This is a genomic window from Malacoplasma muris (genome assembly GCF_046774425.1).
GTDB lineage: Bacteria > Bacillota_I > Bacilli_A > Mycoplasmatales > Mycoplasmoidaceae > Malacoplasma > Malacoplasma muris.
This window is the reverse complement of the sequence record NZ_CP177248.1, coordinates 314,896-328,736: the sequence shown is the minus strand read 5'-3', so window position 1 is coordinate 328,736 and position 13,841 is coordinate 314,896. Positions and strand designations below refer to the sequence as shown.

Here is a 13,841-nt window from a genome sequence, read left to right as displayed (position 1 = left end):
TTATAGGTTTTTATATTTTAATTAAAAGATAAACCAGTATATGTTTGTGTATATTCTAATAAAGATTTAGGATCTATATTATTAGTATTATTTCTTATAAAAATTATTCTAATATTTAAAGAACCTGTGTTATCATCTGCTATAACTTCTAATGTAAAATCTCCATTATTTACTGCAGTTAAATAACCACCTGTTGGAGAACTTAAAAAGAAATTATTAATTGCTTTTTTATCTTTCACAAGCATATCCTTAATTCGGCTAGGCAACATATTAAAATATGTTGGTTGTTTAGTTTTCAACTGATTAGAATTACAGAATGTTAAAACATCAGCTGTTGGAATTTCATTACCTTTTACAAAACCTGTAGTTGTTTGCAAGAATGTAATTGGATTAGGATAACCTGATAAATTACTATATGTAATTCTTCAAGCTATTTCTCCACCACCATTATTAATAAACATTTCAACATTTACATTAGCATTATTTACATTTGTACTAGGAATTTTAATTCCTCTTGTTGCAATAAATAAATCAGATAATTGTTCTACTGAAGTATATGTAGTCCCACCAATTGTCAGATTTTTGTTTTTAATTGCATTTTCTATTTCAGCAGGTGTTAATTTTTGAATGTCTGATAAAGTTTTATCTCCATCTTCTTTAAATGAAACTTGATATTCTTTATTATAATCATCAGTATTTTTAAAATTATCTAAAGTAATTTTAGCAATTCATTTACCATCTTCTTGTTTGAAATCTGTATTAGCTTCAGGACCATTTGGGTAATCACCCATTAAAATAACATTTACAATCAATATACCAGTGTCATTATTTGGAAATAATTCTAATTCAAAATCAGATGAATCAAATCCACTAAATCTTACAAAGTTCTTATAAAATATTTCCTCATTAATATCACTTGGTAAATAAGCTGATCTGTCAAAACCTTCACCATTAGTAAATTGAAAAGTATATTGTGTTAATTTGTTTAAACCAGTATATGTTTTTGAAATCATAGGTAAAGTATTATCATATTTAGTTGGATCAAGATTAATAGTTAAAGTACCAGTTGTATCATTTGGTGTTACAGTAATATTAATTTTTTCCAATGGATAACCTGTAGTTTTAGATGTATTAATAAATCTTAAATATTCTTGTTTTGGTGCATTTGAAAAAGAACTTGGTAATATATCTGATTCTTTTATATCTTTTAATTCAGGAACTGTAGATATATCAGTAGTTGTAGTTCCAGCACCACCAACAAATTCAATTTTTTTAGGATCTGAATTCTTGAAAATAGTATATTCTTTTATTTTACTATAAGTTTTTAAGTTTTCTACACCAGCTTTTAATTCCATTGGAAGATATTGATAATCAGCTCTGATAACTAATTTTCCAGTAGTATCATTTGCAGTTGTAATAGTATAAGTTGTTTTAGGATAATTAATATTATTAATTGTCACCTTTTGACTAGTTAGTGTAGATACTAAAGGACTAACTCTTTCTATATCCTCATTTGTAATCTTTGAAGGTAATGTATTTTTAAAATCATAATCATCTCTATCAACTGGTTTTCAACTGAATCTAGAATTAATGTCTGATGTAAAGTTGAAAGTCTTAGTAATTTGCAATGGAACAACATTATTAGGCATTACACCATCTGTTACAAATCATGGAATTTGATCTAAGTGCAAAGTTAATTTCAATGTTTTTGCTTTATCATCTATTTCATTTTTAACAAAAGGTTCATACTTTAAAGTTCCATCATCATTTTTAGAGGTATTTTGAGTCAAGAATGAATTGTTCAAGAATGTTATATCGCTTCTTGTAATTTCACTTGGTAATTTTGTCTTTAATAAATCTGCATTAATATCATAATCAGCAGATTTTTGGTAAGCTTTTTCAGTATTTAACAATCCCTTTGTATCACCTTGTCCATCAACATCTTTATTATTTGTAATAGCAACAGCTAATCCATATTTTTTCTGTTCTACAACAGCATAATTTGGATATAAAGCATCTAATATACCTTCTTGATATTGAGCATTAATTAACATAATTTGCCCAATATAACCATACACATTATATAAAACTAAAGAATTTGCACATGTTTTGATTTCATCAATTGGAGATTGAGCAAGATCATAATATGGAGAAATTACATTATTTGGATGTTCAACATTTGCTCTATCTTGATCTAAAGTAACTTTTTTTATTTGCGTTGAATTCTTTGCTTTAAAAAATAAAGATTCATTACTATCAAAAGATCAAGATTCAATTCATTTATCAGCATCTAATGTAGATATAGCAAGTGTTGGATTGTTTAAATCAACTGGATCTATAACTATTAATTTATCATAAATTACAGTAACAACTCTTCCATCAAGTAAAACATGATAATCACATTGAGGTCTTGTTTTACTATTACGAGTATTTGTAATCCCTTGTGTAACAGATACAGCTTTTTGTCATTTTTCAGTTGCTGTAGACACAGTTTGTAAATTATCATCAACTAAAATAAATCAAACTTCAGATGTACCATTAATGGCACCATCATCACCTGTAGTATTAGGTTTACCTGTTAAATTATAAATAGCTAACAAGTTTCTATTAGTTCCTATTGGAATAAGATTAAATACTGCATTGTTAGATTTTGAATAATCATTACCATCTGTATTTTGTGGAAGAGGAGCAACATTATTATCAATATTTCCTTTACGTCTAGTAGTAACTCCAGTTTTAACATCAACTACATCTATTGTATCTGTTTGGCCATTTCCTATATTACCAGGTCTACCTAAAAATGCTAAATTACCATTTGTTAAAACTTTTAACATAAAGAATGAATTCATATTCAATTCACCAGTAATAGGTTCTGCTGTTTCATATTTTTTTGTAGGTGTGCCAGTTTGAACATTAATTGCTACAGCATACTGTTTACTATTTGATTTCGCATTTGAAAGAATATATAAAATATCATTAGTTTTATCCAAATCAAAATTTAATCAATTTCTCTTTCATGATGTACCATTGTATCCATTAACTACAAATGGTTGTATACCATCTATTGTAATTGTTGTAACATCTATTGATCAACGTTCAGCACCAAATCAGTCTAAACTTGTAATTTTGTTTTTCCAAAAAACAATAGGTCCATTTTTAGAGCTTAATTTTGGATTATACATATTTGAAACTGATGGAACAAGAGGTTTAACATTTGATGTTGATTGAGTTGTATCATCAGCATTTATTTTAGAATTGTTCATATCACTTCTGCTAATACCTTTAGATGCTAAAATTCCAATTGCTGGAATTAAAGAAATAGAAGCAATTAAAGCAGGGAAAAACAATAGAATTTTATTCCTTTTATTAGTTTTTTTCATAAAAAGTATCTCTCCTAAATAAAGATAGATTACTATTAAAATATATGAAAAAAAAATTTGAAAAACAATAAAATAGATTCATAAAACTATTTTAAAAAGATTTATATACACAAGTAAAATAAATAAAAAAACTTAAAGATATATAAATCTTTAAGTTTGTTAATTCATATTAATTATACATAAAACCAGTATATGTTTGGTTGTATTCTAACAATGAAGAAGCATTAATATTAGCGTTTTTATTGAAAACAAGTTTTATATGTAAATTACCTCTAGTATCATCAGCTATTACAGTTAATTCAAAATCACCATTATCTATACTTGGTTTATATCCACCACTTGGTTCATTTAAGAAAAAGTTACTAATAGTTTGTTTGTTATCATCAAGCATTTTCTTAATTTCACTTGGAAGTTTTGTAAAGTAACTAGGATTTTTTGATTTTAGTTGTGCATTATTTGTAAAAGTTAGAATATCATTTGTAGGAATTTGATTCCCCTTTACAAATCCAGTAATTGTTGCAAGGAAAGTAATTGAATTTGAATATCCTTCAAGATTACTATAAGTAATTCTTCAAGTAAGTTCTCCACCACCATTATTAATGTATAATTCAACACTAACATCTTTATTGTTAACAATATTTTTAGGAATCTTATCTCCACTTTCTGCAATAAAATATTGAGCTAATTGTTCTTTTGAAGTGAAAGTTGTAGATCCCATTGTTAAATTACCAGCAGTTAATTTATTCATAATTTCAGAAGGAGTTAATCTTTGTAATTCAGTTAAAGAAGTATCATCATCTTTTTTAAATTGAACTTGATATTCTTGATTGAAGTCTTCAACATTTTTAAAACCTGTTAATGTTTTTCTAGCTATTCATAAATTATTTTCTTTTTTAAAATCTGTGTTGCTAGTTGGGCCATCTGGATAATCACCTGTCAAGATTATATTGGCTACTAAACTTCCATTAACATCATTTGAAAACAATTCTAACTCAAGATCTGAAGCATCAAAACCACTAAAGGTTACAAAGTTTTGGTAAAATATTTCTTCATTTATTTCACTTGGTAAGTACTGAGATCTATTGAATCCTGTTCCTTCAGTAAATTTTAACGAATATGAAGAAGTTTTATTTAATCCTTTAAACGTTTTAGAAATTGAATTTAAAGTTGGATCATATTGTTTTGGATCAATTGTAATTTGCAAAGTACCATTAGAGTCATTTGGAATAACACTAATATTCATTTTTTCTAATGGATATCCTATAGTTTTATTAGTATCAATAAATTTTAAGTAGTCTTGTTTTGAAGCATTTGCAAATACACTTGGTAAAATATTTGATTCTTTAATTTCTTTTAATTCAGGAATTAAACTAACCTCTGTTTCATTACCACCAACAAATTCAAATTTTTTAGTTGTACCACTTCTAAAAATTGTATATGTTTTACTTGTTGTATAACTTTTTAAATTACCTGTATTTGCTTTTAATTCCATTGGAAGATAATCATATTTAGCCTGAATAGTAATTGATCCAGTTGAATCATTTACATTTGTTTTAGAATAAGTTACTTTAGGATATGATTCACCATTAATTGTTACATTTTGACTAGTTAATGTAGATACTAATGGATTAACTCTTTTAATATCATCAATTGTTAATTTAGAAGGTAAAGTATTTTTAAAGTCATAATCTTCTACATCAACATTTTTTCAACTAAATCTACTTTCAATATTAGAAGTAAAATCATAAGTTTTTGTAATTTTTAATGGAACAATATTATTAGGCATTTGCCCATTTGTAACAAATCAAGGAATTTGATCTAAGTGTAGAGTTACAGTTAATTTTTTATTTACATCATCAACAAGATTTTTAACAAATGGTTCATACATTAAAGAACCATCAGGATTCTTATTAGTATTTGTAGTTAAAAATGAATCATTATGAAATGTTATATCACTTCTTGTAATTTCACTAGGAAGTTTTGATTTTAATAAACTTGCATTAATTTCAAAATCAGCTGATTTTTGAAAAGCATCAGCAGTATTTAATAAACCTTTTGTGTCACCTTGACCTGTAGCTGTTTTATTGTTTGTAATAGCAACAGCTAAACCATATTTTTGTTGTTCTATTTGTGCATCAGTTGGATATTGTTTGTAATCTACCCCTTCTTGATATTGAGAATTAATTAACATAATTTGCCCAATATAACCATACACATTATATAAAACTAAAGAATTTGCAGCATCTTTAATTGCTTGAATTGGAGATTCAGCCAAATTATAATATGGTGATATTACATGGTTTGGATTAGCATAGTTATTTCTATTTTTGTCTAGAGTAACTTGTTTAATATTAGATGAATTTCTTGCTTTAAAAAATAATGTTTCATTACTATCAAAAGATCAAGAATCAATTCATTTATCTTGTTCTAAAACTGAAATAGCAAGAGTTGGATTATTAATGTTAGAAGGATCTATAATAATTAATTTATCATAAATTACAGTAACAACTCTTCCATCAAGTAAAACATGATAATCACATTGAGGTCTTGTTTTACTATTACGAGTGTTTGTAATTGCATTTGTAACCAATTTTGCCTTATCTCATCCACCAGCAGCATTAGGTATTGTTTGTAAATTATCATCAACTAACACAAATCATACATCTGATGTACCTCATCTAGCACCGTTATCAGCTGTTGTACCAGCTTTACCTGTTAAATTATAAACTGCTAATAAGTTTCTATTACTTGCAATTGGAATAATGTTAAAAGTTGCATTTTTTGATGAAGCATAATTATGTCCAGCTTCAGTAGCTGTTGGTCTAGGTAAAACAACATTATCAATATTACTTTGATAATTTGTAACAACACCTGTTTTTATATCAACAACATCCATTGATGTCCCATCACCAACATTTCCAGGTTTACCTAAAAAAGCAAAGTTACCATTATTCAATACTTTTAACATAAAATAAGCATTTGATAATGTACTTCCAACTACAGGATTTGCAGTCTTATACATTTTCATTGCTTGCCCTGTTTGAACATTTATAGAAACAGCATATTGATGACTGTTTCTTTTAGCATTACTTAAAACATATAGAATGTCTCTAGTTTTGTCTAAATCAAAATTTAATCAATATCTAGTTCATGATGAACCATTATTACCATTAACTGTAAAAGGTTTAATTCCATCTAGTTCAATGGTTGTAACATCTATTGATCAACGTTCAGCTCCAAATCAATCTAAACTTGTAATTTTGTCTTTTCAAAATACAATAGGACCATTTTTAGAACTTAGTTTAGCATTATACATATTTGCAACTGATGGAACAAGTGGTTTAACTTCTTGTGCAGAAGGATTTGTTGCATCAGCATTTATATTTGAGTCCTCAATTTTTTTAGAGGCAGAATTGTTGTACCCCAAAACTCCAATTGCTGGGACTAAAGCAATTGCAGATATTATTGCTGGTAAAGAAAATAAAAGTTTACTTACTTTACCATGATTATTTTTTTTCATAGTAAAAGATCTCCTAAAAGATTCTCCAATTTGATTATATATGCAACTTAGCAAAATACAAGAGGGAGAAGCAAAAAAATAGGAATTTATTTTCATCAAATTATTAAATTGACAACAAAAAATCCTATATTAATACAAACAATATAGGATTTATAATTTTTTAAATATTTTCTTTTAATTTTTTAAACATTCTTTTTTTATATTGTTCAACTCCTGGTTGATCAAATGGGTTTACTCCCAACAATAATGCACTCATAGCAACAACTTTTGACAATCATGAATATAAATATCCAAAATGATATTCATCCATTTTATCAATGTACAATTGAATAATTGGAGTATTTCCATCAATATGATGTGCATCTATTGTAGATAAACAAGCTATTTTATTTAACTGGTTGATAGTTTTATTATTGACAAAATTTAATCCATCATCATCATTCATAAATGATTCTATTTTCTTATCAAAATTTGGATTTTCTACATGTAATATAGTTTCAAAAAAGATTGGTGAACCTTCTTGTAAGAATTGGCCAACAGAATGTAAATCTGTTGTGAATAAACAATTTGTAGGGTATAAACCTTTATGGTTTTTGCCTTCAGATTCAGCCATTAATTGTTTTCAATGTTCTGTTAAATAATGCATATTAGGTTCATAAACACCAAATACTTCAAGTGATTTATTTAGTTTTTCATAACAATAATGTCTAGCTACTGCATATTTATATGCAGTATTTTTTGATAATGTAGATACATTAGTATCATTTAATGCAGCTTGACAACCTTTAAGAATTTGTTGGACATCAAGACCCATATAAGCCATTGCAAACAATCCAACAGGAGTTATTGCACTAAACCTACCACCTACATCACTTGGAATAACAAATGATTTTAAATTGTATTTATTAACAATTTGTCTTAATTTACCTTTTTCTTTATCAGTAATACAAACCATTCTTTCTTTTGCAACTTCTCCACCTACTTTATTAAACATAAGTTCATAAAATAATCTAAATGCTACAGCTGTTTCTAATGTTGTGCCTGATTTTGAGATACATATTAAATAAAAATTTTCTTTTTTTAGTTTTTTTAATAAAGATACAATATAATTTGAAGATAAATTATAAACATAAATTATTTCTCTATCTCTATCAAAAGCAGGCAAACACATTTCAATAGCAGCTTTTAAACCCAAATATGATCCACCAATACCAAGAACAACAAGTGTTTTGATATTATCATTTTTTCTTCATGATTGGGAAAAAGAAATTATTTCATTCAATTCATTAGTGTCATAATTAAAAGGATAATCCATTCATCCAAGCATTTCACCACCTGGACAAGTTTTATTTGTTATTATTTTATGAATATCTTTTACCTTATCTTTATATAATTCCATAATTTCTTTTGATATCTTTGTATCAAAACTTGAAAAATCAATTTTTATCATCTTAACACCACCAATTAATAACACGATTTAATTATACTTATAAAAATATAAAAAACTATTTTTTATTAAAAGTGTAAAAATTAAGACTCTATCAAAAATGTAATAAAATAATAGTTATTTCATTTTTAATAAGTCCTAATTAAGAATAAATTTAATAAACTATTTGATTTCTTTTAATTTGATTTCTTTTCAAATATCAAAATTTTCTTTAGAAACATTAATTATTTTCTTTTCGACTAATTCATTAATTTCAAGAATTCTTGTTATAAGTGAAGGATGATTTTTAAAACTATTCATAATGTCATTTAAAATATTACTGTATTCTTCATTTTTATTATTTTGTTTATTTAAAAGTCCATCTAAAATATCAAATTGTTCAAATTGTTCTTTTGTGTATTTTGATTTTAATTCATTAATTTTAATTTCTCTTACTTCTTTAACTAATGCTTGTAATTCTTTGTCTATTTTTCTTTTTTCTTCTACCAGTTTTTCTTTTGTTCTGTATTCTAAATAAGCTACTATTCAAATAAAAATAATCAAAAAACCAAGAATAATTAAAATAACAAAGGTTGTTTGCTTATTACTAATTAGTTTATCAAGTTCATGTGCTTCTAATTCTAGTTGTTTAATTCTTTTTTCCTTTTCTAGCAATAAATTATCTTCCATAATATACCTTCATAATAAAATCTTTCTAGCAATTCTAATTATATTTTATATATAAAAAAATAACTCATTTTATAATTACTAAAATGAGTTATTATGTTAATTATTTTTAAAAAGCAATTCAATAAACTGCTTTTTGTCTAATTCATACATATATTTATTTAAATCAATAAAATTAAGCGATTTTTCTATTATATTCATGTTGTATTTTGTATTAACAAAATATTTTTCTAATTCTTTAATATTATTTTCATATAATGCATCTGTATAAAAATGAATTTCTTTAATTGTTCCATCATCAATTAATAATTCAACTGAAATTAAAGCATTGGGTAATTTAACACTATTTTTAAAATTAAAGTTATAATTTCTTCCAAAAATATATTCATAATTCATATATTTTTCTAAAACTAATTGATTAACAATAGAATTGTTTTTATAACTATTAAACATTGTTTTTGTATTATATTTTTTTTCTAAGAAATCTATGAATAGTTTTTCAAAATAAATAACATCAATTGAATATGGTAATAATTCTTTAATATTCATAACCCTGCTTTTAACAGATTCTATTCCTTTAGAAACTAATTTATTTTTATCCACATGCAATGACTCAACAAGTTTTTCAATATCAATGTCAAATAATAATGTTCCATGTAATAGATAATCATTTTGATAAAAAGTAACAGCATTCCCTGATATTTTTTTACCATCAACAGTAATATCATTTCTTCCAGAATATTTAGCATTTATATTAAGTGTTCCTAAGAATTCTATAATTACATCTAAACATTCTTGAAAAGAAAAATTATTTCTTTTTTTTCTTTTAATAAATGTGAAATTAAAATTATTTTTATCATGATATACTGCCCCACCACCACTTAAACGTCTGACAACTTTTATATTATGATTATTAACATACATTAAATTTATTTCACTAAAGGCATTTTGTGTATTACCTATAACAATAGTATTTTTGTTTTTTCATATAATAAAAAGATCTTCATCGAGAAGATCTTTTTCATATTTTAACAAAAATTCTTCACTTGCCAAATTAATGTATGGATTTTCATCATTTAGAAGTTTAATAATTTTCATTAATTTTTAAATCATTTCTTATCTTTAAAGTTATCAGTTAATATTTTTTTAGCAGTTTCTCAAACTATTTCACTAATTGTAGGGTGTGGGTGAATAGTATTTGTTAAATCATATATTGTAGCTTCAAGTTCCATTGCTAATGCTATTTCACTAATAATATCACTTGCTGTAGATGCAACAATATGACAACCTAAAATTTCACCATATTCTTTTCCCACTAATAATTTTAAAAATCCTTTTGATTCACCATCAGCTAATGCTTTACCAATATGAGTCATTGGAGTTTTACCCTTATAATATGGAATATTTTTTTCAATTAATTGTTCTTCAGTATAACCAATAGATGCAACTTCTGGATGAGTATAAATACAAGAAGGAACTTTTAATGGTTCATATTTATTTGGTTTATTTAGAATATGATCTACTGCTACTAAAGCATTTTTATGAGCAGTATGAGCTAGCATAATTCTACTAGTACAATCACCTATAGCATAAATGTTTTCAAAGTTTGTTTGCATGTGTTCATTAGTAATAATTGATCCATTTTTTTCTAAATTTACACCAATTTGTTTTACACAGTCTGAAGTTGGAACACGACCAACAGATACTAAAACAACATCAGCATCATCAACTTTAGTTTCTCCATTAATTGTATAAACTACATTATTATCCTTGAATTCAACCAAATTAATATTAGTTATAATATTAACATTTTCTTTCTGCAATAATGAAGTTATTTCCTTTGAAATATCATTGTCTAATACCTCAAGAATTCTATCAACACCTTGAAGAATTGTAACTTGAGAACCCAATCCTGCATATAAAGTAGCAAACTCTACACCAATTACACCACCACCAATTACTGTTAATTTCTTTGGTATTTCACTTAATACAAGTGCTTCATCTGATGTAATCAATTTTCCTGATGCATATCCTTGTTCAAAACCAGGAATATTTGTAAATTTTCTTGGAGTACTACCAGTTGCTACAATTAATTTATCAAATTCAATAATAGTGTCATTAACAGATACTGTATTGTTTGATAAAACAGTAGCAATACCTTTAATAACCTCAACTTTAGCGCTCTTTAATAAACCGCCAATTCCGTTTTGTAATTGTTTTACTACATTATTTTTACGTTCTTGAATTTTAGGTCAATTCAAAGAAATGCCTTCTTTTGATAATCCTTCAATTCCATATTTATTAGCTTCTACTAAGTATTCTAATACTTTAGATGATTTAAGTAATGTTTTAGTTGGAATACAACCTTTATTTAAACAAACTCCACCAAAATTATCTGATTCTATAATAAGAGTATGCAACCCTTGTTTAGCTGCATACTCAGCAGCAATGTATCCTCCTGGACCACTACCAATAACTATTAAATCGTATTTACTCATTTTTAATTAAATAAATAATAAAGTGAAGTTTTCAAGATATTGTTTAATTTTGCTTGCAAATCTTCCAATGTCGCCACCATCAACTCATCTATGATCTGCAGCAATTGTTAAATACATTACTTTTCTTTCTACAAAATGTAAACCATCTTTTTTAATTTTATCTTCTAAAGAACCAATACCTGCAATCGCAACTTCTGGATATTTAATTACAGGAACACCAAAACTTGCTCCTAATGATCCATAATTTGAAATTGAGAATGTACCATTTGATAAATCATTCATTTGAATTTTTTTATCTCTTGCTTTTTGAGCTAAATCACTTATTTCTTTAGCAATTTCTAAAATTGATTTAAAATTAGCATCTTTAATATTTGGAACAATTAATCCATCTTTTGTATCAATTGCTATTCCAATATTAATATTACCTTTTTGAACAATTTGTTGTTTAGCTTCATCAACTAAAGCATTAAATTTTGGGAATTTTTCAAGTGCTTTAGAAATAGCTTTTACAATGAATGGAAGAAGAGTCAATTTTACTCCTTCTTCTTTTAAAACTAAATCTTTAAATTTATTTCTTTGATGTCATAATTCTGTTACATCAATTTCTACAGCTAAATTTGTATAAGCTACATTTCCTCAAGAATCTTTCATTGCCTTAGCAATAGCTTTTCTCATAGATGTAGTTTCAATAGCAACATCTTGACCAGAAATTTTTACTGAAGTAGGAGTAGTTACAGTAGTTGAACTACTTGAAGAAATACTACCACTTGATCCACTAGCTTTTAAAACATCTTCTTTTAATATTCTACCCAAAGGGCCTGTACCTTTGATTGTTGACAAAGAAATTCCTTTTTCTAAAGCAACTGCTCTAGCTACAGGACTTGCTAATATTTCTTTATTTTCAACTACAGTAGTAGAAGATGAAACATTTTGACTACCAAAAGATGGTAATAAGTCATCAGAAACTTTAACTTGACCAACTACACTTGCACCACCACCTGATGATTCTTGTGCAGGTTTTGGTTCGCTCTTAGTTTCAACTGATGCTGAAGTACTAGCTGAACTTGTAGAACTTGATCCACTTCCTCCATCAGTATCAATTAAAAATAGTTCTTGACCTACATGAATAGTGTCACCTATTTTTACTAATACTTTGCTAATAACACCATTTACTGGAGAAGCAATTGGAGTTGTAACTTTATCAGTTTCAACAACAATTAAATCCTTTCCATCAACTACAGCATCACCTTCTTTAACAAGAATTTCACTAACCTTACCTTCGTGAATTCCTTCACCTATATCTGCAAATTTAAATGAATACATAAAATTTTATTACTCCTTAGTATTTACTAATTCTACCACTTTTTCAACTATTCTTTCAGGAGTAACCATATGATATTTTTCACCTTGTGGTCAAGGAACAGTAATATCTCAACCAGTCACTCTAACTGGAGCAGCTTTTAAATGATAAAAAGCTAATTCATTTGCAAGTGTAATAATTTCACTTGCTAGACCATGTGATTTAACAGCTTCATGAGCAACTAACAATCTACCTGTTTTCTTCACTGATTTAATAATTGTTTTTACATCAAGAGGTTTAATTGTTCTTAAATCAATTAATTCCACACTAATATTTGGATGAGATTTTTTTAATTGATTAATAGCTTCAAGACTATCATGAACTTGTGCTCCATAAGATACAATAGTTACATCATTTCCTTCAACCATTACATTAGCTTTACCAATTTCAACTTCATATAATTCTTCAGGAATTTCTTGCTTAAATGATCTATATAATCTTTTTGGTTCAAAGAATACAACAGTATCTGGATCATTAATAGCTGCTGTCATCAATCCTTTTGTATCATAAGGAGTTGAAGGCATTACAACTTTAATTCCTGGAATATGAGCATAAATTGCTTCTAAGGCTTCAGAGTGGTGTTCAAGTGCTTTTACTCCACCTGACATTGGCATTCTAACAACTAAAGGACAAGTTCATCTTCCTCTAGATCTATTTCTAATTCTTGCTGCATGACAGAATAAATGTTGCATAATTAGGAAAGAAAAACCTGAGAACTGAATTTCTACGATTGGTTTTAAACCAGCAAGAGCAGCACCTACACCAGCACCAACAATTGATGCTTCAGCAATTGGAGCATCAAACACTCTTTCTTCACCAAATTTTTCTTGTAACCCTTGAGTGGCTCTAAAAACACCACCTTCAAATCCAGCATCTTCACCTCAAAGTAAAATGTTTGGATCTTTTCTCATGTTTAATTCAATAGCATTATTCAATGCTTCAATATTGTTTACAGTAATTTTAGACATAA

At 26.6% G+C, this 13,841-nt stretch carries 8 protein-coding genes; all 8 read right to left on the bottom strand.

Annotated features, from left to right (window positions below):
- Nucleotides 1-17: 17 nt before the first annotated feature.
- On the bottom strand, nucleotides 18-3,380 hold the full coding sequence (locus ACLFO7_RS01340) for a lipoprotein 17-related variable surface protein (protein WP_412032554.1): 3,363 nt from the start codon (nucleotides 3,378-3,380) through the stop codon (nucleotides 18-20).
- A 169-nt stretch (nucleotides 3,381-3,549) separates the two neighbouring features.
- A complete protein-coding gene (locus tag ACLFO7_RS01335; protein ID WP_412032553.1) occupies nucleotides 3,550-6,900 on the bottom strand; it encodes a lipoprotein 17-related variable surface protein in 3,351 nt (1,116 codons plus the stop codon).
- 160 nt (nucleotides 6,901-7,060) lie between these two features.
- Nucleotides 7,061-8,350 (bottom strand): glucose-6-phosphate isomerase, encoded by a 1,290-nt coding sequence (locus tag ACLFO7_RS01330; protein WP_412032552.1) that lies wholly within the window; start codon nucleotides 8,348-8,350, stop codon nucleotides 7,061-7,063.
- Between the two features lie 159 nt (nucleotides 8,351-8,509).
- Nucleotides 8,510-9,016 (bottom strand): hypothetical protein, encoded by a 507-nt coding sequence (locus tag ACLFO7_RS01325; RefSeq protein WP_412032551.1) that lies wholly within the window; start codon nucleotides 9,014-9,016, stop codon nucleotides 8,510-8,512.
- Between the two features lie 96 nt (nucleotides 9,017-9,112).
- Nucleotides 9,113-10,111 carry a lipoate--protein ligase gene (locus ACLFO7_RS01320; RefSeq protein ID WP_412032550.1) on the bottom strand — a complete coding sequence of 333 codons (999 nt, stop codon included), beginning with the start codon at nucleotides 10,109-10,111 and terminating at the stop codon, nucleotides 9,113-9,115.
- Complete coding sequence (gene lpdA, locus ACLFO7_RS01315; protein ID WP_412032549.1) at nucleotides 10,111-11,511, bottom strand: dihydrolipoyl dehydrogenase; 1,401 nt, start codon at nucleotides 11,509-11,511, stop codon at nucleotides 10,111-10,113. Before lpdA ends, ACLFO7_RS01320 begins: the two co-directional genes overlap by 1 nt.
- A gap of 6 nt (nucleotides 11,512-11,517) precedes the next feature.
- A complete protein-coding gene (locus ACLFO7_RS01310; protein WP_412032548.1) occupies nucleotides 11,518-12,834 on the bottom strand; it encodes a dihydrolipoamide acetyltransferase family protein in 1,317 nt (438 codons plus the stop codon).
- A 9-nt stretch (nucleotides 12,835-12,843) separates the two neighbouring features.
- Nucleotides 12,844-13,839: an alpha-ketoacid dehydrogenase subunit beta gene (locus tag ACLFO7_RS01305; protein ID WP_412032547.1), complete on the bottom strand. Its 996-nt coding sequence runs from the start codon at nucleotides 13,837-13,839 to the stop codon at nucleotides 12,844-12,846.
- Nucleotides 13,840-13,841: the final 2 nt, after the last annotated feature.